The organism is Ignavibacteriales bacterium, assembly GCA_026390595.1.
Lineage (GTDB): Bacteria > Bacteroidota > Ignavibacteria > UBA10030 > UBA10030 > UBA9647.
The window spans coordinates 123,283-147,044 of sequence record JAPLFQ010000024.1 but is presented as its reverse complement, the minus strand read 5'-3'; the positions used below and the strand labels follow the sequence as shown (position 1 = coordinate 147,044).

Annotated in this window: 11 protein-coding genes and 1 pseudogene; 3 read left to right on the top strand and 9 right to left on the bottom strand. The window is 54.2% G+C overall.

Annotated features, from left to right (window positions below):
• Window position 1: 1 nt before the first annotated feature.
• From uidA to NTU47_13820, 7 genes are all read right to left on the bottom strand, one after another.
• Complete coding sequence (gene uidA, locus NTU47_13850) at window positions 2-1,786, bottom strand: beta-glucuronidase (protein ID MCX6134891.1); 1,785 nt, start codon at window positions 1,784-1,786, stop codon at window positions 2-4.
• Between the two features lie 95 nt (window positions 1,787-1,881).
• Window positions 1,882-3,045 carry a GntR family transcriptional regulator gene (locus tag NTU47_13845; GenBank protein MCX6134890.1) on the bottom strand — a complete coding sequence of 388 codons (1,164 nt, stop codon included), beginning with the start codon at window positions 3,043-3,045 and terminating at the stop codon, window positions 1,882-1,884.
• Window positions 3,046-3,267: 222 nt separating this feature from the next.
• On the bottom strand, window positions 3,268-4,824 hold the full coding sequence (locus NTU47_13840) for a T9SS type A sorting domain-containing protein (GenBank protein ID MCX6134889.1): 1,557 nt from the start codon (window positions 4,822-4,824) through the stop codon (window positions 3,268-3,270).
• Window positions 4,825-4,872: 48 nt separating this feature from the next.
• Window positions 4,873-7,797 carry a TonB-dependent receptor gene (locus tag NTU47_13835; protein ID MCX6134888.1) on the bottom strand — a complete coding sequence of 975 codons (2,925 nt, stop codon included), beginning with the start codon at window positions 7,795-7,797 and terminating at the stop codon, window positions 4,873-4,875.
• Between the two features lie 71 nt (window positions 7,798-7,868).
• Window positions 7,869-9,719 (bottom strand): hypothetical protein, encoded by a 1,851-nt coding sequence (locus NTU47_13830; protein ID MCX6134887.1) that lies wholly within the window; start codon window positions 9,717-9,719, stop codon window positions 7,869-7,871.
• A gap of 109 nt (window positions 9,720-9,828) precedes the next feature.
• Window positions 9,829-12,795 (bottom strand): hypothetical protein, encoded by a 2,967-nt coding sequence (locus tag NTU47_13825; GenBank protein ID MCX6134886.1) that lies wholly within the window; start codon window positions 12,793-12,795, stop codon window positions 9,829-9,831.
• A gap of 352 nt (window positions 12,796-13,147) precedes the next feature.
• Window positions 13,148-14,791 (bottom strand): glycosyl hydrolase family 28 protein, encoded by a 1,644-nt coding sequence (locus NTU47_13820; GenBank protein ID MCX6134885.1) that lies wholly within the window; start codon window positions 14,789-14,791, stop codon window positions 13,148-13,150.
• A gap of 256 nt (window positions 14,792-15,047) precedes the next feature.
• Here NTU47_13820 and NTU47_13815 point away from each other — a divergent pair, with 256 nt between their 5' ends.
• On the top strand, window positions 15,048-17,024 hold the full coding sequence (locus NTU47_13815) for a heparinase II/III family protein (GenBank protein ID MCX6134884.1): 1,977 nt from the start codon (window positions 15,048-15,050) through the stop codon (window positions 17,022-17,024).
• A 77-nt stretch (window positions 17,025-17,101) separates the two neighbouring features.
• Here the strand turns inward: NTU47_13815 and NTU47_13810 are convergent, their stop codons facing one another.
• Together NTU47_13810 and NTU47_13805 are read right to left on the bottom strand one after the other, a co-directional pair.
• Window positions 17,102-17,641, bottom strand: coding sequence for a T9SS type A sorting domain-containing protein (locus tag NTU47_13810; GenBank protein MCX6134883.1), 540 nt, complete (start codon window positions 17,639-17,641; stop codon window positions 17,102-17,104).
• A gap of 2,724 nt (window positions 17,642-20,365) precedes the next feature.
• Window positions 20,366-21,280 (bottom strand): annotated as a pseudogene (locus tag NTU47_13805) (S8 family peptidase).
• Between the two features lie 852 nt (window positions 21,281-22,132).
• Between NTU47_13805 and NTU47_13800 the strand changes: the two are divergent.
• Together NTU47_13800 and NTU47_13795 are read left to right on the top strand one after the other, a co-directional pair.
• Complete coding sequence (locus tag NTU47_13800) at window positions 22,133-22,672, top strand: SRPBCC family protein (GenBank protein MCX6134882.1); 540 nt, start codon at window positions 22,133-22,135, stop codon at window positions 22,670-22,672.
• A complete protein-coding gene (locus tag NTU47_13795) occupies window positions 22,669-23,745 on the top strand; it encodes a phytoene/squalene synthase family protein (protein MCX6134881.1) in 1,077 nt (358 codons plus the stop codon). The genes NTU47_13800 and NTU47_13795 overlap by 4 nt, the downstream gene beginning before the upstream one ends.
• The last annotated feature ends 17 nt before the right edge of the window (window positions 23,746-23,762 follow it).

The window sequence follows — 23,762 nt, the reverse complement described above, 5'->3', positions numbered from 1 at the left end:
GTTATTTCTTCTCTAGGTCTGTCCACAGTGATTTGAGTTTGAACGCAGCGAGTTTTGGTTGACGCGCCCGGGTGAATACTCCCTTCATATTCAGCAGCACCCGCCGAAAATGCTGCGGCGTCCGGAAGTCGGCAAAATTCCACACGTGTTCGCCCACCGTGTACGGTTTTGAACGAAGAAGCCTGATGTACATCTCGAGCAGTTTTTCCTGGTATTGTTCAGTGAAAAGCTGGTCAGATGTCGAGTGCAGACCCGGCATCGTGTCAGCTCCGAATTCCGTCATCATCATCGGTTTGCCGTACTTGGAATGGAGCGCATCCATCTCCGTCTCCAGTACTTTGACGGCGAAATCAAGACGTCCCGGATACTCGTACCAGCCGTAATACCTGTTGATCGCCAGGATGTCGCTGAATTCAAACACCGGGTCTTCGAGGCCGGCGCGTTGACAGTTGGGAACTATCATCGGACGCGATGGGTCGAGCGTCCGCGCGAAGGAAAAGACCTCTTTCCAGTAATTCTTCCCTGAACCGTTGTAATATCCATTTTCGCCCACGAGGTTTGGCTCGTTGCCCAAGGCCCACATGATAACCGACGGATGGTTGTGATCGCGGTCGAACAGCTTCCGGATGAACTCCTTGTGATTCTTGAGGGTCTGCTCATTGACATGCCGCATGTCGAGACTGACCGCAGGCACTTCGTCGATCACAAGAAACCCCTGGCGATCTGCCATCGCGAGGATTTCTTCTGCATATGGATAGTGGGACGTGCGGAACGAATTGGCGTGAACCCACTTCATCAGCTGGAAATCTTTCACCACCACGGGGAGCACGAGACCTTTTCCAGTGACCGCGAAATCTTCATGCTTGCCGAAGCCCTGCAAGTACACCGGTTCCCCGTTGAGCAGCAGGGAGTTTCCGCTCACTTTCACTTCGCGCACACCGACGTCCAGCGTGTAAGTATCGACGACCTCCCCTTTGTTCATCAGCTCGAGGACGAGATGATAGAGGAACGGATCCGCCGGAGACCAATAGCGGCAATTGTCGAAATGAAGGTCGATCGAGGTCTCTTCCTTCTGAATGATCGCGGTGGTGCTCGGATGTTCTGATCCCCCCGTAATCCGTGCAGAAAGGGTCATCCCCTCCGCTTCCTTTGCCACGACACGAGCATAGAGTGTCCCCTTTTGGCCGGGGAGGATCGCCGTATCGACCTTGATGTCATGGATGTAACTGACCGACGTTGCATAAAGGCTTACCGGCCGATGGATTCCGCCGAAGGGAGAGAAATCGAAACGGGCCGGCGGGAATGTCTCTTCCCGCAGTCGTTTCTCGTCTGTGTAGTCCTGCGTCAGGATGCCCTGCGGGATTGTCTCGTTTGTCAGGCGGCAGTCTACTGACAACACAATAAGGGCATCCTTGCCGGCGATCACAAACGGCGTCACCTCGAATTCGAACGGGAGGAACCCCCTTCCGTTGATCCCAACCAAGGTTCCGTTGACCCAGACTTTGGTTGAGTAGTCCGCTGAGCCAACCCGCAACCAGATGCGGCGGCCGGAGAACTCCGACGGAATGCAGATCGTCGTACCGTACCAACCGATTCCGACATAGTGCAGGAGGCCGAGTTCTTCGAGCTGCTCGTTCCAGCTGCCCGGAACGGCGATTTCGATATCGGTGTCGAGGCCTCTGAACCATTCTTTCTTTTCGCCAACCTCCTCCGGGTCGACCTTGAATTTCCAGATACCAGAGATATCGAGTGTTGTTCGGTTCTTATTCGTTTGAGGATATAGCATACTTCATCTCTATCGTTTCAATTTCATGGAACATACTTGAGAGCAACAGAATCCTGAAAAGCGGTCGAAACACTTCAGCGGGTTTGCATCATCCATCACTCCATTGCCGGAACGCCGGATTCGCGCTGGTTTACCATTGTTCTTTTCTTCGCACCGCATGATTCTCTGATAACCAGCGTTGGTTTGAAAATGGTCCTGTTTCCAACGTCCCCCTTCTCAAGACGCTTCTGAAGAATCTCTACAGCCAGCCTCCCGATTTGATCTACCGGTTGATGAATCGTCGTGAGAGGAACGGACGCATACCGAGCTATGACCGTGTCATCGAATCCGACGATGGCGACATCCTCGGGCACTCTGATCTGCTTTTCGCCGGCGCCCTGGAGGAAGCCGAGAGCCACCACGTCGTTATAGAAAAAGAGCGCGTCCGGCCTGTTCTTGAGATCTGGGAACCGTCTGCCAAACTGATACCCGAGCTGAAACCGGTCGGCTGCTGCGTCTTCCTCCGTTGAGCCAAGAACATGAACACTGTCCGCAAGAAATGGCATGTCGTGCTCGGTGAGAGCCCGATAGTAACCGTTCTTTCGAACCTCGCTCAACAGGTTCCCCTTGCCAACGTGGACGTATCCGATGGATTTGTAGCCGACGTTGATCAGGTGTTCGGTCGCCAGGTATCCCCCCTGCTCATGATCTGACCCGACGTACCAGTACTCCGGGTCGTGAATATACGAGACCATGATGTAGGGGAAGTTCTCTTTGTGCAGCTGCTGAATATAGTCGGTTGCCCGGTACTCCAGCGACAGCGATGCGATGATCAGTCCATCCACTCCCATGGACGTGAAGTGGTTGATCTGGTTTTCTTCTTTCTCAATATCATTGGAAGAGCTGGAGAGCAGCACGTTGAATCCGAGCTCGTACGCCCGTTCTTCGACGCTGTGCACGATCAAAGAAAAGTACGGGTGCTTCAGATCGCGCAGCACCAGTCCGAGCGTCTTGTTCGGAGAGAGATTGATTTTCCTCGTTTGTTTCTCGGCTACATAGGTTCCCCTGCCCACACGCGTGTAGAGGATCCCCTCGTTGACGAGATAGGCGAGTGCGTTCTTGACAGTAATGAGGCTGACGCCGTACTTGGCCGCGAGCTCCTGCTGTGTCCAGATCTGCTCGCCCGGCTTCAGCTCGCCCCGCTCCACCTTGCCCCTGATGTCATTGACGATCTGCTCGTACAGGGGCGTGCGAAGTCCAAAATCAATTTCTTTTGCCATTGGTTTTCCAGCTCTTCCGAATAGGATTACAGGACATCTTAAAACCCTCTCAATGTCCAGTTGTCATTCCCGCTCGTAGTAGGCGGGAATCCAGACAACGCGTTCTGGACTCCCCGCCTGCCTCATCTAGTTCACGAAGGCGGGCAGGCCGATTGGAGCATCCCCGAACAAACAACTTCGGGGCAAGTCGGGAGTGACAACGGGTTCTGAGAGCACCTCAGCTTACTTCGTGAGAACCATCTTCTTCGTCTGCGATGCGCCGTTCACTTGCAGGCGGTACATATAGACACCGCTCGGTTGCGACGAAGCATCCCATTGCACAGTGTGCGAACCAGCCGAGAACGTCCCATTCACCAGCGTCGCGATTTCTCTGCCGAGGAGATCAAATACCTTCAATGATACCCGGCTGTTCGCTGATAGCCGATAGCTGATAGCTGTCGACGGATTGAACGGGTTCGGGTAGTTCTGGTCGAGAGCATACTGCGCCGGGATGCCGTCCACATGCCCACCGTCGCCGATTCCCATTGCGATCTTCCAATCCAACCACGAGCCAATCCTCTGCCCCTTTGTTCCTGCGGTATAGAGCGGTGAAGTGGTCGGGTAGCTGAGATTGAGAGCATAGTGGGTCTGGCCGAACTCGATGGAGCCCGGAGCTGCCGGCAGGTTGGTCTTCTGGTTGGTTATTTGAGACTTCGACGTGTCGTGCATGGAGAGCACGGTGGCTGTCGGGACCGTGAGGCCGGTTGCGAATGCGACCGCGATGGTGTCATTCTTGGAGCGTGTCGTCGCGGAGATCCGAATAACCGTCGTGTCCATCAGGTTCCTGCGCCGCGGCGTGAACAACGAGAATGGCGGCTTGATGGTCTTGTAGAGGTTCATGATCGCCGTGTCGATGTACCAATTGTTGTTCGTAATCGTCAGGCTCTGCGGCGTATCGGTTCGTGGATCCGCCATCAACATTCCGCCCGGCGTTGATGTGTCGCCGATGCAGGCTGAATTGACCAGCAAGTTGTTCGTGTAGAAACCGGTCTTAACCTTGCCGAAATTGAACATCGTATTATTCGGGCAGTTGACGATCGTGTTTTGGTTGATTCTGTAGTAGCCCATGAATCCGGTGGCACCTTCAGTACCGGTGCGGACCAACTTTTCCGTGATGTTGTAGATGATGCAATTCTCGATCACGAGCGTATCCTGGTTCGTTCCACGGGTGTCAAGGATTCTGCCATTCAGACTGTTCTGGTCACCCATGTTGCTGAAGATTGAGTTAGTGATGAAGACCTTGTTGTTTGCGTTGTCCAGGCGAATCGCGGAAGAGCCATCCTGATCTAGATGACACGAGTCGATCACGAGACGCAATCCCCCCGCCGTCGGGCGGATAACGTCAGTAATGAGGACCGGAGCTGTCTGATTGTCGTCCTTGCCTACAATATAAAGATTGGAAATTGTCAGATTGCCTTTGGGTGCAAAGGGACGCGACGCGCTGCCCGTGGCCGGGATTGCCGGACGCACGATCGGCATTGCTCCCGTCCCGTATGCTGCACGGATGTTCAGTTGATCAAAGTTAACAACTGACGTCAGTGTTCCGTAGTAACCACCACGTTGGAGAACATACACTGTGGGCTGTGTTTTGCGGTTCAGAGAATCGCCGTGGATCGTCTGTTCCAGCGTCCCGATTCCTTGCGGGACGTTGATAATTCGCTGCGCGTTGGCGGGGATTGTACAGATCGCCAACACGACTGCGAGTATGCCGATGGCTGAAAAAAGGTGCCTCTGTTTCATGGAAACCTCCTTATGATGGAATTGATGCAACGTGAGTTAGTGAGATATCTAGAGTTCAAATCGAATTCCAAGTTCAGCGGTCCAGCCGAAGTACTTCTCCTCTGTCGGATACCGCATCGCCGACGTATATGATCGGTCGGGAAGGTTCGTCAAATTGTTGATGGACAACATGACAGATGAATGCCATGGGAGTTTGTACTGCAGCGTCAGATCCCATCGTTTGTAATCGTCTGTATATCCGTCGACCTCCGCCGTTTCACCGATAACCGCTAGCGCATTGGACTGATAGATGAGAGACAGCCTGGCTGAGAATTTGCCCTTTTCATAGCCGACGGTCACGTTCGCGATGCGGTCGGATTGTCCCGGCATCGGGATAACGCGGGATGTGTCCTTGGCAACCGGCCTGAACGGAGGGAATGGATCACGTTGACTGTAGTCCGTGTAGGGAAGAAGCGTTTTTGAAAAGATCCTTGAGAAATTGATGTTCAGGAGAATGCCGTCGAGCGGACTCGGCAGGAACTGAAAGTTTGTCTGGATTTCGCATTCGAAGCCGTACACCCTCGAATCATAGGGGAGGTTGTCCGGCTGGAACAGCTTATAGGTCGTGAACCTCGTCGGATCGGCCTTGTCATAGAACTTGATAAGCCCCTGCTTGATGTAGTCGATATCCCTGACAATTTTGTAGAAGCCGCCAACGCCGAGGAGACCCAGACGGCCGTCGTAAAACGAGAGCGCTGCATCATAGTTGACCGCCTTGATGCGCCCAATGTAAGGGTTCCCGTAATATGCTTCGAGAGCATCGCCGTCGATCTTCCTCCGCGGAACAAGGTTTTGATAGTCAGGCCTCGAAATTGACTTCGTGACAGCCAGACGGAGGTCTGCCCATTCGGTGAAATTGAAACGGAGATGGAGCATGGGAAGCACGTCTTCATAACTCAACGTACCGACCGTGTCCTGGCCGGAACGTGCGATTACATCGCCGGTCGTCGCATCTCTTGTGACCTCTCCAAATCTTGTCTGATACCAGTTCACCGTCCTCTCGTAGCGCACACCGGGCATGACCGTCACCCATGTGCCCCACTTGATCTCGGCCATCGCATATGCGGCGGTGACCTTTTCGCCGGCCAGATAGTCGTCCAATTCGGCGAGATAGTCAACGAAGTAGAAGCGCCTGCGGTCTGAAGGACGTCTGTAGTCTTTGAACTCTTCGTAGAACGACTGCAGCTTATCGACCGACAGGGCATTCAGGAAATTGTAGCGCCCATTGAGAAAATTCTCGGCCTTGAAGCTGTCGTCGACGAAGTTCATGTAGCTCATCAGGTCCCTTCCGTCCGTGGTCTTGATGAAACGCCCCGGAAATTGTTTCATGAGGATGTTCCCCGGCCCGTTCGATTCCGTCTCCAGCCCTGCGTTGTCGACGTCTCGTCTCTTGTCCTTGTACTTGCCGCCGAATTTGATCTTCGCCCACATATCCGGCGCAAGCGTCATCGGCACCGTGAAGTCGAGCTGCCCCGCGAAATCGCCGTCCTTGATCCATTGCTGGGTGATGTAGTCATACCGGAAGTACGAAAGATCGAGCCTGTTCTTCGCCTGGGCAATCGCTTTCTCCGGGCCCTGATCGACAACCTGAGAGTTGAATGCTCCCTGCTCCTCAAAACGTGAATCGTGCTGGAACGGGGTCTCCTGGCGGGTCGATGCGTAGTTCGTGCTCCAGTTCGCTTTCATGAAATCGAAATTGTACTCGCCGGCAAGAACATTTGTCAAAAGATCGATATTAACAAACCGTTTCCGCAATGAGTTTTCAGTGATTGATGTTGAGATTTGGTACCTGACTCTCCGTTGGGTCTCATCCCGCTCTGTGCGGCTGTACAACGTGCTCATCTTGATAAATCCCTTGCTGAACCCGTAATCGAGAATCATGTTGCCCCCGAATCGATCGCGGGTCTCAAATCGATCGACGAGCGAGGTGTTGTCGATTTTGACGACCGTGTTGTTGACCGAATAGGAGGCCGCGAATTCATCCGAGGGACGATGGGCGCGCTGAAAGTTCCCCTCCATCAGAACGCCAAGGGCGTCATTGAAGAACCTGTTGCTCGCGCTCAGGCTGCCGCGGAAATTCTGATAACTCTTGTCTTGACTTGAGTACCCCCCCTCAAGTCGTGCGCGTGTCTGCCACCCTGCGTCCGCTTTCTTCATTTCGAAATTCACCGTTCCCCCGATAGCATCGCCGTCCTTGTCCGGCGTGTTCGCTTTCGTGACTTCGATGCCCGACAGCATCTCAGAGGAAATCATCGTCAGGTCGACGGACCGATCGACAGCGTCTGTGGCGGGAATCTTCTGGCCCTCGATGGTTATCGGGTTGTATTTCGGCGACATCCCGCGCATGATTACTTTCGATCCTTCACCTGCGTCACGTTGGATGGACACTCCGGGCAACCGCCCAATAGACTCCGCGGCGTTGTTGTCAGGCAATTCCTGTATCCGGTCGCGAGCAACAACGTTCGAGATTGTCATGGAAGTAAGCTGCTGGTTGATCGCCGCCTGCTGCCCTTTCATCTGGGCAGTCACCACAACTTCGTTTTGCTGGATCACCGTCGACTTCAGAGCAACCTCAAGATCCTCCGTCTGATCCGCCTTCACAATCACCTCACGCTCGGCGGTCTCGTATCCGAGGTAGCGAACCACGAGTGTGATCTTCCCCTGCGCAATCTGGTTGATTCTGAACTTCCCGTCGTTGTTCGTCGCCGCACCCTTGGCAGTCCCCTTCACAAGCACGTTCGCACCCGGGAGCGCAGTACCGTCCGCACCATCATAGATCCGGCCGGTGATCGTTCCATACCCCTGACCAAAGGCCGAAGATGAAACCGAACACAGCAGCAGAAGACCGAGCATTACCCGGCTCACACTGCTCATCAGGCCAAGTGGTCGGAGCAGAGTTGTTGATTGTTTTCTTTCTGTAGACGTTCGCCTCATAACATTGCCCTCATATCATTTTCTGAGTACTGTTCTATTGTTCAATTGGCACCAGAGAGCGTTTGCTTTCTTCACTCTCCGACAATCGAGATGCGGTACGAAACTCTTTGTTTGAATCCTGTCGCGGGCTTCTCAATTTCAAGCTCCACCGGATACGCTTTCAGTGCCGGGTACGGCGACCAGTAGTGGGCCGCTTCCCTCCCCAGGACCAACCGTGCGTCGCCTTCAATGATTTTGAGCTCAAATTGTCTCCGGGGGGTTTTGATGAGCACGGTCTTTTCGTCGATCATTGTGACAGTCATTCCAGGCCACTGAATGAACGGCTCCACGATCTGCACGCTCTCCCAGGCATCGTGGTATGTCAGTTCGACCGTTTTAACCAGATCATTGTCACGAATCGTGTGCGTGAGCCGGTACGCAATCCCTCCTGCATACCAGGTTTTGTCCCTCAATTCGCCGCTTGTCTTCACACTATGCGATCCGTCGCTTTCGCTGGAGGTTGTCATGACTCCATCGAATTCAAACAAGTTGGTGAAGTAGCGCCCTTTTGTTCTGAACTCGATACGCGGCGTGAGGGTAATCACCGTGTCCACTTCCGGAAAACTCATCGGTTCCCAGCGGGCGTAAAACGTCTGGCTTGACGCCTGAAGCAAGCCGTATCCTTCCACCCACAGGTTCGAGATGGATCCGCCAGTGGGCCGGAACATGTATTTGCTCTTGTCTTTCCTCTCGATATCCTTATACCGATAGGCGGGGATGGAAACCATGAAATTCTTTGTCCGGACCTCTGCCACCTGGACGGTAGGGAAGTACTTCAGCCACCCTGACTTGTCTGTAGGAAGCGGCGAGAGAGTCCGCAACGCGCCTGATTCGAGAGTATAGGCGAGCGCGAGGTTCTTCGCTTTCGTGAAGGTCGGATAGACACAAGGAGGTTTGTTGAACAATTCGGAGTACTGGGGACCGTAGCCAATGAAACCGTTCGTAATGTTGGTCCGGAGATACTCCAGATTCTTGTACGCGGCGGTCGCATAAAAGGGCTGGTCGGCGGCGAACAGGGTAAAAAGAACCTGGCACCCGTCCGACGTCGCGCTTCCATACGTCGTCCACTTGTTCGACCGGATCCCCCAGGATGCGTCCAGCGAACCGTCCGGGTAGATGAAGTACACGTGAGTGCGGAGTGAAGAGCGGACTGCACTTTCTACAACCGTGTCCTTAGCCATCCTGGCGTAGTACCCCAAGCCCCAGAGAGACATCTCCATATTGTATCCGAGATCGACTCCGTACTTGTTGTCGTGCTCTCGTCCTCCCTCACCCGTCAGAAACCCATCCTCGTCCATTTTTGAAATTGTCCGGTGAGCGAGTTCCTTCGCACGCAGCACATATTTCGGATCGGGCACAACGCGATTGACGCGCACAAGCGTCGCGGTGGTGGTTGCAACGTAATTGATGCTCGCCCACTCGGGCGTCATGATCTTCATGAGGTAGTCAGCCGCCTTGCGCATCGACGTCAACCACGCAGATTGCTCTGCACCAGAGAGACTCGGGCGGATCCCCTCGTAGGTCTCAGCCAGCATCAAGAGTTGATCGGTCGTCGTTCCGGTCCAATCTTCAGGAGTCTCTTTCCAGCTTCCATCCGGAAGTTGCTGCCTGATCAGCCAGTTGCCTGTGTTGACGGCAGCGTCCAGGTATTTCTTATCATGAGTAATTGAGTAGGAAACGAAAAGGGGGAAAACAGATTCTGACGCTCGTGTATGATAGACATTGCAATGGACGCATCGAATGGCACCGAAGTTCGAATCGGTCGGTTCCTTCACCTGTTGGGAGACGATCGTGTTCGACAATTCGATGAGCGTCTTTGCATACTCGCCCCGGAGATCAACCATCGCAGTATGAGTCTGGGCTATCAGGAGGGTCGTTCCCACAAGGATCAAACCGCCAAGGCGCAGAGAACGCCAAGAAGAAAGTATTGTCTTCGTTTTCAGATGACCCGTGAGTTCTTCAGGGCCTTGAGGTTCTTGGCGGTTCATATTCTTACAATGAGAACGACACTGAGTTGTTTACGTCAGTAATTTCCTGGCCACCCGATGGAAGGCTGACACGTATCGTGTACCGGCCTTGCAGCGCGGGGAGCGTGAAGGAAACTCGCTGGCTCTTTGGAACCATGTCAAGCGGAGCATCGATCTTCGCAACAGTCGTCCGTGAAAGCACCTTCAAGGCGGCTCCATGTGACATGAGTTCCACCAAAACGTTCGCGGCACCCAGCGTACCGATGTTATGCACCGGAAGGGTGACCTCGACTTCGGAGACTGATTTCTTCACAACGCGCAGTTCCGACGCCGTCACTGCAAGATCGCACATGGCGGTTTCCGGTTGAGCTGCCCCGGCAAGCTGCTTCACAACCAACAGTTCTTCCTTCCCGGGCGCTGAAGAGACCGGCAAGGAGAAATTTCTTTGAGCGATGTCCAACGTCTCCGTATGTGTAACCGTCTCAAATGTACCGTCATGGTCAGCATCGATTCCCTTGGTCAAAATGTAGCGACCCGGGCTGAGCTGGAGAAACGAAATCCGCCCCTGCTGAACGGTTGCTGCGTGGTTGAACATCTTTGCCGTCAGACCTGTCGGTGATGCGTTCAAGACGAGGGCCGAGAACGTGGTATCAAAGCCGCTCCAGAAAATGGGACTGAAGGGAAAGAAGAGATCAACAGTTGGAGCGCCCAGATACATCGATTCCAAAACACCAGCACCGCGATCTTCACGGTCACGAAGGTTCCGGATCTCAATTCGGTCGGTGAAGTACCCTTCCGTCGTGATGAGAGGCAGGTTTTCCCGGGCATCCTTGAGCATGGCGGTCAGTTCATCGCGCAAATACTGGTCATCTGAGGTCAGTCGAAACTTGATGTAAGCGGATCCTTTTTGCCTGAGCAGGTCGTCATACTTCGTATTCGAGGTCGCGAGACGCCAGAGTTCGGCAACGTCCCAGAAGCCGCCCGAGCGCATCATCATGTACGCCGCCCATTCTTCCGATCCGGTCTCTTTGGGAACTTCGCGGAGACCCTGGTGCTTCTTCACCAGTTCCAGGGACATTTCGATCGGCTGAAGGTACTTCGGGTCATGAAACAACTGGTAGTTTGTCATGAACTCCATGAGCATGTCGGTCGCCCCGTGATAATCGTAGTAGTTCCAGTACATGCCCGGGTGATGCCAGTTGTCGGCGTGTCCGCCGATAGCGTCGTCCGAAAACCGGATCGCAGCCGGGACGATTCCTTTCGGTTTTCCTTTGTCGGTCCGCATGCAGTCTTCAAGCCACGCGTCTCCCCACTCCTTGAGAAATTTCAAAGCCTCGGGATGCCGGTTGTACCACGCGAGCCACCGGATCGCTTTCACCGTGCGCGTATTGTACGAAACATCACAATCCTTCGGCTTCTCAGTATCAACCTCCGTGGAGGAATACCAGGTCGACTTGAAGTGACGGTGACCGTACGCGTTCTTGCCGGTCCAGAGCTCCATCGCCAGTTTGAGGCTCTGCATGCATCGCTCGACATAGACCGGGTTCCCGTAGTCGAATCCGATCATCATCGGCTGCGTGTCGGCAACCGGCTCGGACGAGTGCTCGACATCCCGCACTTTTTTCGACCATCCGTTCTCGATCCAACTGCTGTTCCACATTCCATCCACGAGCCGCTTCATGCCCGCAAGCGTTATGGAATCATCCACGCCTACGCGCGCAAAGGGCCACCATCGCATCATCTCGACATCATCGTCATACTTCCCGCCAAACTCCCCGTCTTCCGCCTGCCGGGCTTCCGACCAGTAGTGGATGACGTCTTTCAGTTGGCTCACTGCGATTCTCTGAAGCTCCGCCCACTCGGGAACCCCCGCCGCGCGCTTCATACCCGAACCCGGTGCTTCGTACTCATTCAAGTACATCTTCACGAGATCGCTGCGGGGATAGAGGTTGCCGATGATTCTGAACAGCGAATCGGCCCTCTCGATCATACCTTTGGCGCCTTGTTCCACCCAGAGCATGTAACAGGTCTTCGCCATGTGCCACGTTGCCGCGAACCAGAGAGGGTGATGTGGAAGTGAGGAGATTTCTGAAGACGAGATCGCGGACACTTCGCAGTTACCGAAAATCCCAAGACTGTGAGCATCGCGCGCCCATTGCCATCCGGCTTGTTTGAAATGACGGTCAGACCGAAGATAGAGCTCGGCGAGGCGCAGGTCAAGCCGGTACCGCGGGGAGGGGTTGTTGCGATACTCCTCTTCGATCAATGCTTTTGCCGCTTCGACGAACTGGTGCGGCGATTCCGTTTCGATCCGCGAGGCTGCAGCAAAAAGAAGGTGAGCTCTCTCATAACGCCATTGGTCGGGGATGGCATCGACAATGCGCATCGCATCCCGGATCTTGCCGGCATTAATAAGCTTGAGAGCAAGATCAATGTTCGGTGCTTTGGCGTCCGCGCTTTTCTTGAAGACACCATCGACAAACTGAATCGGACCAGGTTCTGCAGCGTAGAGCACGATGCCTGCAACCGAGCTGGGCTGCTTGTCGGCTGCGATGCTGACTGTGATTTCGCCCGATTCATTCTCGACCGGTCGGATCACGGCCCAGTACGGCGGGGCATAGTCACTCTCTGCGCTGTATCCGAACGAAGAGATGCGATGAACGATCACCTTCCCGTTGACCGAGATAGATCCTTCCCAGATCTCGCGGGTCCCCCCCTCCATCATGATCTCTACGAAGTACTTTCCTTTCGGCGCGTCGATCCGAAAACTGATGGCACCGTTCTTCTTGAGACCGTCTGATATCTCTGTACCGAGTGTAAGTTGGAGAGTCGACTTGGAAAACTGCTGAAGTGAATCCGTCAGGAGACCATAACCGCGCTCTTTCGTGTATTTTGTCTCGGCCGTAACGCGAACAGACTCATTCCAAGTCACACTCGTGATCGGTCCAAAATCAAACCTATAGGGGGACTGATTGGCCTGCGATAAGACCACAATGCTCTGACAGCTCAGGAACAAGGCAATCAGGACCACTCGAAAAAATATGGGTAGAACAGGAGGAGTTGTCATAGTGAGGTGAGTTGGCTTCCTGAAACTGCACGGTGTGAAAGCCAGGAAGACGCTCTATTTTCGATTGGTCAGTGGAGAAAAGGAAAAGCTACGGCATGAGTTGGTATATAGTTGGTATAAACTATATACTAGGTAGAAGATATCAGGAAACGACTACTCTGTCAAGGGGATTTTGAGTGGGGACGTTTTATTAATGTTCAAATCTGGCAATCCGACGACGGTCGGACACTACGAATTGCCAGTTTCGAGAAGGAGAATCTATGCAGGTGCTTGAATCCTATTTCATTCTGTTGGACGAGGAGAAGAGTATCTCATCGAGCCTGTCCACCGGCGGACAGAGGTTCTTCACATTCGTCAGATCATTGCCGATGACTGAAATCTTGCCGGTCGGGCCACCCGACAATTTGATGAAATTGAGAGTCGGTGTTTTCACGCTCGATCCTGAGATCATCACGGTGTTCACATTCTCCAGAACAATGGCTGCCTCGGCCTGCAAGGAGATCATCGGACTGAAGCCTGAGATTCTTGCGTCGGCCACATCAATCAACAGAAGCGCCGGGCGCACGTCTTCCCGTTCGTACACAAGATCAACACCTGACAAGGTCAATCCCTTCACGTGCCGGACGTAGAATCCGTACGCCGGTAGCTGGCCCCACATGGTCGATTCAGGATACTGGTCTTCCAATTCCTTCGGAGTTTCACCCGACTTCTCCGACGCGCCCCCGGCAAATGAGATCCGGATATTCCTCAAGGAGATATTCTCCAGCGAGTGATTCGGAATCCCCGTGATCGAACAGCCGGTCGACTTCGCGTTCTTCGCGATGACGTCGCTGATGCTGATGTTCCTGGTCGTTCCAACGGGGGGCACGGGCGCGCCTTCGTAGTGTACTCTTCCGCGATTCCCCAGCCGGATGAATATCGGAACTTCGGGGCCGTCGATGATGACATTCGAAATAGAAATCCCATCCATGATGCCGCCATCGACATTGGTCAATGCAATACCGGCGATTCCTCCACGTTTTCCGGTCATCACGGAGTCAGCCTCGGACGGTTTTACGATGATATTGGAGATCACGATATTCCGGAATCCTCCTGTGGATTCCGTCCCCGTCTTCAACGCGTTGCAGTGGCTGCTCACCACGCAATTCGTTATCGTCACGTTCTCCGTGATCCGTTCGGATGTGCTCTTCAGCGTGATGGCGTCATCATCCGTGTCACCGACGCAATCCGAGATGACGACATTTCTGCACCCGTCGATGTCCATCATGTCATTGTTCTTGTTTGCGTGGCTGTAGACACGGATGCCGTGGATGACGAGGTTCTCGCAGGCAAGGTACTGCTGTGTCCAGCACGCCGGACGCTGCAGCATGATGCCTTCGATCTTCACTTCTGTACATTCCACGAATCGGATCAAGTACGGCCGGTTCTTGTACCGTGCGGGTTTCTCTTTTGAGATGACCTTGAATTGCTCCCCTTTTCCGTCGATGACCCCCTCGCCTTTGATCGCGATGTTCGTCCGCCGCTCTGCATAGAAGAGACTGTGCCTGAGGAATGAGTCGTTGTACGACCGGAGTTGGGGCCTGTGCTCGGTGTAATCGGAGAGTCGGCTGCTCCCGAGGATGGTCGTTCCCTTCTGCAGGTAAAGCTCGACATTGCTCTTCATTTCGATCGAACCGGTCAGGAAGATGCCTGGAGGTACTACGACTACCCCGCCTGATTCAGCACACTTGTCCACAGCGCGCTGGATGGATGCAGTATTGAGTGTCGTCCCATCCCCCCTGGCGCCAAAGTCCACAACACTGAAGGCTCGTGAATCCTGCTGTGCGAAGGAATACGATGCCAGGAGAAGCGCGGCAAGTTGAATTCTGATCATCAGCTTCATGGACGACTCACTTCCCTGTTTGTTTTCAGTCTGGATCATGTGCTTCGATTTCCTGCACCGGTGCCCGCTAGCGGTTTGCATTGAGGCACAAGCGGAGGAATAAGAAAACAAATGCCGTTACCGAAGTCAAGACTATTGGAATGCCGGAGCTCCGTTTGTCAATATCAGCAATCGTGACGGCCTCTCTTTCTTGCTTGCCGATGGCTCCGACAAAGACTATTTTCTGATTGGAATCCGTTCAACAACCCAGGGAGACCCCTCATTGCGCAATGAGAACAGGATACAACCAATTCAGATGCACCTGGTACGATTGATTCACCTGCTGTTGCTTTGCTTCATGACAACAGGTGTGATCGTTGGAAAGAAACGTGATCTGCTCAGCAAATCGTATACTACTGATTACCTCCGAAAAACACTCGCGACCCAATCGAGCTGGCATCCCTTTCCCAAAGCGTCAGAAAGAGCATCCTGGGAAGCTCTCCCTGAAGCTCTCAAGAAGTCATATATCGGGAGAGGCGACGAAGCATTGCAGTATCAATGGCCGGATCTTACCGCCGCGATGTACCTTACATACGTCCGCAAAGGAATCCGCACTGAGTATGACAGACCCTATCGTGAAAGACGGCAGAAACTTCAGAGTCTCGTCCTCGCGGAGTGCCTGGAAGGCAAAGGCCGGTTTCTCGACAAGATAGCCGAAGGCATCTGGCTTCTGAGCGAGGAGTCTTCGTGGGTCGTTCCGGCTCATCTCAGCGCCCTTCAGTCATCGCCCGGCCTCCCGGACAAGTCAAGTCCAGTCGTCGATCTCTACTGCGGCGAAACGGCGAACCTTCTGGCATGGACGTACTACCTGCTCGGCGATGGGTTGTCCAAGGTATCTCCTTTGCTGCCCGAACGAATCAAACACGAGTTGAACGCGAGGCTGCTGACACCCTGCATGCAGCGGGACGATTTTTGGTGGATGATGACGCCGGGGAAGGAACAGCCGGGGCGCTCCATCAACAACTGGACATCCTGGATCTGCTCAAACTGGCTTGCCGCTGTCTTGCTCGTTGAAGAGAACGATGAAACGCGTCAACGCGCTGTTTCCAGGATCGCGATGATACTCGACCGATTCGTGAACAGCTATCCTGACGATGGGGGCGTCGATGAGGGCCCCAACTACTGGAACCACTCAGTTGGTTCTCTCTATGAGTCACTTGTACTCCTCGGCAGTGCGACGGGAACCACAAGCCCATTGATGTCACACCCGCTCATCCGTGAGATGGGACGTTACATTTACCGGACGCACGTGGCTGACGATTACTTTGTGACCATTTCTGACTCTCCCGTGAAAATCCCCTTCCCGTCTTCTCTGGCAGTTCTGTTTGGACGCGACGTGCACGACGATTACCTTTCCGAACTGGGTGGAGCGTTGGCTCTCCGGCAGGGGATCTTCACCACTGGCATTCGCGGCAGCATGACGCGGCAGCTTCTTTTTCTCTTCAACGCTGATGTGATTCGGAATCAAACTCCCAAACGACCGCTTCTGCGGGACGTGTGGCTTCCGCAGACTCAGTTCTTCGCGGCAAGAGAACGTGCAAACACGTCTGAGGGATTCTATCTGGCTGCCCAGGGTCTCCACAACGGAAAGAGTCACAACCACAACGACGTCGGGAATTTTCTCTTGTATGTCGATGGCAAACCGTTCATCATTGACGTCGGACCCGAAGGTTACAATGCCAAGACATTCAGCAGCAGCCGGTACGACATCTGGACGATGCAGTCGGCCTTCCACAATCTCCCGACGATTAACGGAGTGATGCAGAAGGACGGGAAGCAATACGCCGCGCGGGATGTTCAGTACCACGCCAACGATGACTCCGCGGTGTTCTCGCTCGATATCGCTGGAGCGTATCCTTCTGATGCAAACACCGCGAAGTGGAATCGGACGCTGAGGCTGGATCGGAGAACGGGAACGGTTCTCCTCCGGGAGAGTTATTCGCTCAATGCCCCGGGGAAGGAACTGCTTATGACGTTCATGACTTGCGGCAAAACGCTCAGGAGCAAACCAGGGGTCCTTGTGGTCAACCTCGGCAATGGCAAAGGAGCAACAACAGCCACTCAGATTGAGATCGGGTTTGATCCGTCAATTGTCACTCAAAAGATCGAGACCGTGAAAATCGCGGATGAGGAGCTTCGAAACGAGTGGGGGGAATCCGTACAGCGGATCGTGTTCAGCGTCGTTCATCCAGGGATGACCGGGACACTCGACTTCACATTCAAACGGAAATAGAAACGCGGAGCCGTCCACGACACCTGAACGGTTCCGCGTAGCATGTCACCTGCCAGCCAGGCAACATCGGCACGGCATTACTTCAATAGAATCAGCCTCTTCGTCTGACTGAACTCCCCCGCCTGTATGCGGTAGAAATACACGCCGCTCGGCACGTTCGCCCGCCAGACGCTTCTGTAGTAGCCCGCATCCAACTCCTCTGAAATCAGCGTCGCTGCCTGACGGCCAAGGAGATCGAACACCTTCAGAGACACAAACCCCGACTTCGGCAAATCAAACTGGATTGTCGTAGTTGGATTGAATGGGTTGGGATAGTTCTGGCTCAAACCGTATTCCGTTGGTATGCCGCTTCCGATCTGTTCCACCGATGTCGTCCGGATGGTGCTGAACGCTCTCGTTAACGAATAATCCCCCCACCCGCCGTCGTTCTTGGCTCGGACTCGCCAGAAGTAGGTTGTGTTCAGCGAGAGAGGTCCAACGGCCTTTGAATTGGTGGTGAGAGCCGAATCGGATAGTGTGAGTGGCGAGAATGTTTGCACCTTCGAGACGTCCAGCTGATACCCGGTAGCTCCTGAAACCGCGTTCCAGCTGAACGTACTGGTCAGTTGGAGGTTCATCGCACCGTCGGCAGGAGCCAACAACGCTGGCGTCGTCAAAACCGTCGTGAATCGCCATACCGGAGAATACGGACCCCATCCAAACACATTCTTCGCCCGCATGCGCCAGAAATACTTCGTCCCTGACGGGAGCTTTCCGGTACTCAGCCAAGGAGAGGTCAAGGTTGAATCGTCGACGATTCTGACGGACAGCAACGAGTCTGTGGCAATTTGCATATGATAGGTGGCTGCATCCTGCAAAGGGACCCCTTGAATTGACTCGTAAGGTCGGACGTTCTTGGCCCCGTCACTTGGTGTCCACAGATTCACTTGCAGAGGAACCGGACCTGTTGAAGCCGTTGTGAAGGTCCTTGTCACCGAGAACGCGCTCCATCCGGCGGCGTTGCATGCCCGCACACGCCAATAGTAGAGAGTCCCGGGTGAAGGAAGGAGACAATACCGGCCTGTGCCTGTTGAGGTAGAATCGTCCACCACCGTTCGGGCAAAGGTTGGAACCGTCGACACCTGGAGGTGATAGCGATCTGCCAGCATACCGGCCCACCGCATCGACGGGGCAATATTGACGTTTTTCGCGCTATCTGACGGGTCCCATAGCAGGGGCGGTGGGGGCGGCAAAACAACTGACATGAAGTTCGCGACCGTAGACCATGCTATTCCCCCTTCTCCTTCGGCCGCCACTCGCCAGTAGTACGTGGCACCCGGCGGCAGGTTCACTGATTTCTCTGTCCCCGCCATCGCCGAATCAAATACCAGATACGGTTTGACCCAATACTCAGAATGAGTCGAGATCTGCAGCCTGTGCGTCTTGGCATCGGTTGACTCTGTCCACTTGAACGTGGGAGAGGGCGAAACGAGTGAGCCGTACGAAGAGCCACCCAACGGAGAAAGAAGCGCGGGGGGCTGCGGTGCTACTGTCACGCTTGTCGTAGTGAATTGCCTCAGCTGGGACCAGCTGCTGGCTCCACCGTTGTTTGCTGCACCTACCCGCCAGTAGTATGTCGTGGAGTTTTGAAGCGGACCGATTGTCTGCATGGTGTCTATGTCAATTTCAAAATCATGTACCAGCGGAGCAGTGAACGCTGGAGTCAGTGATACCTGCAGGCGATATGTCCTCGCACGATCCGCTTTGGTCCACAGCAGCGTCGGTTTCAACATGATTCTTGTTGAATTATCGAGAGGTAAGACACCGAGAGGCGGGAGCGGTACTCTGACCGCGTTCGCAGCCATTTCATAGACTCCGAGGTCAATCCTCCCGTTTGCGATCCTGTCGTTCCCTGCAAAGTCCGTCGGATCCAGACCCAACCCTGATGGATCAGGTGTGCCCGCGTCGATAGCGGGGGAGTTCGGTGCGAGCCTGAAATCTCCCGCTGCCACATTCACAAATTTCGGATCGCCCGCAAATGACCCCGGACCCCACGTCACCTTGTTCATGCCATAGTCGGCCGGATAGGTTTCGGCGCATCGGGCCACTGAAGAAGTGTCCACATCGCAGTAGTTGAAAGCAAGCTCTGCAGGTCGGCCTCCATATATCCAACCCACGCCAGCAAGGAAGCTTGCGGTGTTCTTGTAGAATATTGAGTTGTTGAAGACAACTCTCACCCCGACGTCAATCGCTATTGTATTATTGCACGAAACACTGCCGTAAACGGTACTGTTGTTGATCGTATAGAAGCCGGTACCGCCCGAGAAATAGAAAGCCGAACAGAAACTGTTGCTTCGATTGTTGACGAGGAGCAGGTTGTTGTAGATTCCCGTCTCACCATATGAGAAAGAGATAGCACCCGTATGAGCGACATTGTTTCTGAAAAGGCAATTCTCAATCACGGGTCTTCCGAAGGTGATCGAAATCGCTCCCCCTCCCCCGTCGTCGCAAGTGTTCTCAGAGAATCTGCAATTCCTTATGATGGGGGAAGATTCTTTGCTTGCTATCGCTCCCCCCCATCGGTTGCGCGTAACACCGCCAACCAGGATGTCGCCTGGTTTCGTCTTCGCATATTGGATGTTCGTGTATTCGAAAATCACGTTGCCAGGCATTGTTTTAAAAAGAACGATCCCGCTCCATCCCACTTGCTGGTTTTCTGCAGTCAGGAGCACACTATCTGTTGGCGTCCCCTTCACAATAAGTCTGTTATTGTCCGTGCAGGCGAGAAAGAACGGTCCCCCAAAGATGATTTTGGCCCCGGGATCAATCACCAACTCCCCTGAGACCTCGACATCATTGCTGATAAGATAGGGAGAATCCTGTTTGGTCCAATGCCCCGAGACGTTTTTCGTCAAGACCGCTGTCCCCTCCCGTATGCCTTGCCCTTCCAGTGATGATTGCAGCACAACGAGCTGCCCATAGGTGTTCTTGTGATACATCCTGAACACTCCCTCATGAATCGCAACAGCCGAGGGAGTGAAGTAAATGTTGACGGCAACTGAATCCCTTGCTGCAACCCGGACTCCGCGCAGAGTTCTTGCCATGGAGTCCGATCGGCTGAAACTGAAACAAGGAGTTACTATGAGAGAATCGATCGTCAGCGGATCGTTGGAAGGATTTTTCAGAATGACGGGACGCTCCGTCCCTGTTGTCCCGATCTTCTGGATTCCAAAATTGACCGATTTCGGTAACAACTGAAATGGAGTGAAGTAGAGTCCTTGCACCGCTTTGTAGGCATTGACCCTGCCGTTGGAAAGCGAACGCTTGTAGAGAGAAGGGGAGGCCAAATCGGAACTCAGTATCATTTGCTGACGGACTTGTGCAGCTGTCAGGATCGGGAACGCACTCCTGATCAGAGCCGCCACGCCGGATGCCACCGGCGCTGAAGCCGAGGTGCCGGAAAAAAATGTGTACCCTCCATTCATCGATGTTGTGTAGGTCACATCCCCCGGAGCAACAACGGCCACTACGTTTTGGCCGTAGGATGAAAACGAGCTGAGGTTGTCCGAATTGTCCGAGGCTCCAACGGCAACAATATTGGGAAGATCGACCGAGGCAGGCCTGACAAAGACCATGCGATCAAGATCTTGGGCGATGTTGCCTGCTGAAGCCACAACAAGAATGTCGCGTTCGTTTGCTACCCTGAGCATGTCTTCCTCAGCAGGGTTATGATAGTCCGCTCCAAAACTGCAGTTCAGAATCTTTGCCCCGGCCTTGATGGCATACTCATACGCACTTAGCGCACTTCCCACCGCGCCCGTTGCAGTGGAGTCCAGCATTCTCACCGGCATAATCTTCACGAATGGAGCAACACCCGAGACACCGATACCGTTGTTCTGTACTGCGGCAATCAATCCGGCGACCGCTGTGCCGTGGAAATTGCCCTTTGCCCGGGGGTTGTTGTCATTGGCGACGAAATCCCATCCATTCACGTCATCAATGAACCCGTTGCCGTCGTCGTCAATACCGTTTCCCGGGATCTCCTTCTTGTTTACCCAGATGTTCTTCTTCAGGTCAGGATGATCGATGTCAACACCGGAGTCGAGGACAGCGACAACGACAGTTGAATCTCCCGTCGTGATGGTCCACGCCTCCGTTGCGCGGATGTCCGCTCCCGGATTTCCTCCGTTTTGTCCCGTATTGAGCAGGTGCCACTGCTTGTTGAACTCCGGATCATTTGGGATTATTCCCGGATTCCCCGTGCCTTTCACGCACATGTAGTTAGGATAGACATACTCAACGAGGGGATTGTTCTTGAGCAGGTCGAGCACTCTCTCCATGTCCTCCTGGCTCACCTTCCACAACTCAGTGCCCGTCATCCACTCCGTCTTTATCACAGCGCCGCACTGCAGCAGGAGGTTTGCCTTGGCTGCGACCTGTGGTGTTTTTGCTGCAGCATTCTGAGGTTTGAGTTTGATGATCAGCTCACCGGCGACAGCTTCTTTCCCGTCGATCATCATCGTCTTTAATTGTTGTGACTGGGCTTGCGCGAAGAAGGAGGTAACAAGGATTGCGAAGAAAAGGGATCGTGCGTTCATGTCGAAGCTCCTTGACTGAACCGATTCACTTGTTGGCTGTATTGTGGCATTACTTGTTGATGATCAGTTCCCGAACAGACCGTACGGATTCAGGCATCCCGTTGTTGACGGTCGGTAGGAGGGTCACCAGGCTATTTGTGAGAAAACTGAATACGGTGCTGCGAAGGGACAAATCCGCTGGATCTGCGACGCCAAAATACGCGGGAAAGAACAAACTGGCAAGCGTGGAACGAAGAAATATCGCTGCCATTTGTTCAGGAAGTGAATGTCGAAATCGAGAATCCGGCAGTATTGCACACCGAAAAGCAGAGGTGCCTGCATTGCGCCTGAATCAGGGCTATTCTGAAAGGATGGGTCCATATCGACCCCCACAACCCACGGCCGGGATTGCAGGCCGGCCCGTTCCCCGCAAAAACACTTGCCTTTGTCCTCCCCTCTCCGTATCTTAAATCGTGCAAATCGTGCATAACGTTTATGTAGAGCGCTCGGGCCAATCCTGAAAGATATTTGAAACCACCGTAGAAAGAGAGCATGACAATCCACCATCTGAAACGGCAGCAGCTGTTCCGCCAATCGAGTGACGAACTGTTCGCGTTTTTCTCCCGGCCGGAGAACCTTGCGACGATGACACCGTCGTCCCTTCGGTTTCAACTGATCACTCCTTCCCCGATCGTCATGAAAGAATCGGCGGTCATCGACTACACCATCAGTGTATCAGGAATACCGCTGCGGTGGACGACGCTGATCACGGCATATGAGCCGAATCGCCGGTTTGCCGATCTCCAGCTGCGCGGGCCCTACGCCTACTGGCATCATACGCATTCATTCACAGAAACCGACGACGGAACCATCATGACAGACGAGGTTCACTATGCCCTGCCGTTCGGAATCTTCGGTACGATCGCCCACGCGTTGTTCGTGAAGCGGCAGCTCGACACCATCTTCGCATTCCGCAGGGCGACTCTCGAAAAGATCTTTCCGGACGCCCCTGTTCCGGACACCATCGCGGCTCCCACGCGTTCCACAAACCGCCGTACCATTCGTGCCTCCAGGAGAAAGAAAGCATCATGACAACGCCGAACATGTATATTCACGGGACTCAAGCCTCCACTCGCCATTCCATCCACGAGGATATCCCGCAGAGCACTTCCTCCAATTCTCAGGCTGAATGGACGGAGCTGGCATGGGAGCAGCTCGACAACCGGCTGCGCACTGCAGCATTGGCCCGCAGCGATGATCGATCGCTCTGGCTGACGGTTGCCAACGGCGCGCGCAACGTCCTGCGCCGGTACAGCTCGAGCTTCTTCATCGTCACCCGCTTCCTCCCGCGCGAAAAACGGCGGGCGGTGGAAGTGATCTATGCCGCCGTCCGGTATCCGGACGAGATCGTGGACACATTCAGGCTGAGTCCGGCGGAGCGCCTCGAACGGCTCAACCTCTGGGCGGAGGCGTATGAACGCTCGCTCGAGTACCCGACCCTCCGCGAGGCGCTCGCTGACGGAGTTCCCGTTTTTGCCGCAGCGTTTGGACACGTCGTCCAGCGGTACGGCATACCGCCAGAATATTATCGGTCTTTTCTCGACGCTATGAAGCGTGACGCCGAGCCGGAACCGTTCCAAACGATGGACGACCTCATCGAATCATATGTTTACGGAAGCGCGACCGTCGTCGGTTATTTTCTGGCCTACGTGTATGGTCCCTCCGAACATTCGGAATTTGCCAGAGCGCTCAAGGCTTCCCGAAACCTCGGCATCGCTTTGCAGCTGACGAACTTTCTCCGTGACGTCGGCGACGACAAGAGGCGCGGCCGATTGTATCTGCCCATCGACATGCTCTCTGCCGAGGGGCTGACGCCAGACACATTGTATGAACCGCATCGCGCGTCCTCTGTCCGGCGGGCGCTCAGCCGCTTCGCTCAGATCGCCGATGGATATTACACCGAAGCAGAACGGGATCTTTCAGCCTTCTCCCCCGATTGCATTCCCGCAATCAGGGCATGCATCGAAGTCTACCGGGCTCTCAACCGCCGACTCGATTCATCGGACCGAAGCCTCTACCATCGCGAATCCGTTCCGCTGATGCAGAAACTGCGTGCGTTGCCTCCGAGCAAGTACTGGAGAATACCACTCGCATTCATGTTCTGAACTACATGCTGAACGTT

Coding starts and splice junctions, on each gene's coding strand:
- NTU47_13800 (MCX6134882.1), top strand. CDS start 22,133: ATGACAATCCACCATCTGAAACGGCAGCAGCTGTTCCGCCAATCGAGT.
- NTU47_13840 (MCX6134889.1), bottom strand. CDS start 4,824: ATGAAACAGAGGCACCTTTTTTCAGCCATCGGCATACTCGCAGTCGTG.
- NTU47_13810 (MCX6134883.1), bottom strand. CDS start 17,641: ATGAACCTCCAACTGACCAGTACGTTCAGCTGGAACGCGGTTTCAGGA.
- uidA (MCX6134891.1), bottom strand. CDS start 1,786: ATGCTATATCCTCAAACGAATAAGAACCGAACAACACTCGATATCTCT.
- NTU47_13845 (MCX6134890.1), bottom strand. CDS start 3,045: ATGGCAAAAGAAATTGATTTTGGACTTCGCACGCCCCTGTACGAGCAG.
- NTU47_13835 (MCX6134888.1), bottom strand. CDS start 7,797: ATGAGGCGAACGTCTACAGAAAGAAAACAATCAACAACTCTGCTCCGA.
- NTU47_13815 (MCX6134884.1), top strand. CDS start 15,048: ATGCACCTGGTACGATTGATTCACCTGCTGTTGCTTTGCTTCATGACA.
- NTU47_13795 (MCX6134881.1), top strand. CDS start 22,669: ATGACAACGCCGAACATGTATATTCACGGGACTCAAGCCTCCACTCGC.
- NTU47_13820 (MCX6134885.1), bottom strand. CDS start 14,791: ATGATCCAGACTGAAAACAAACAGGGAAGTGAGTCGTCCATGAAGCTG.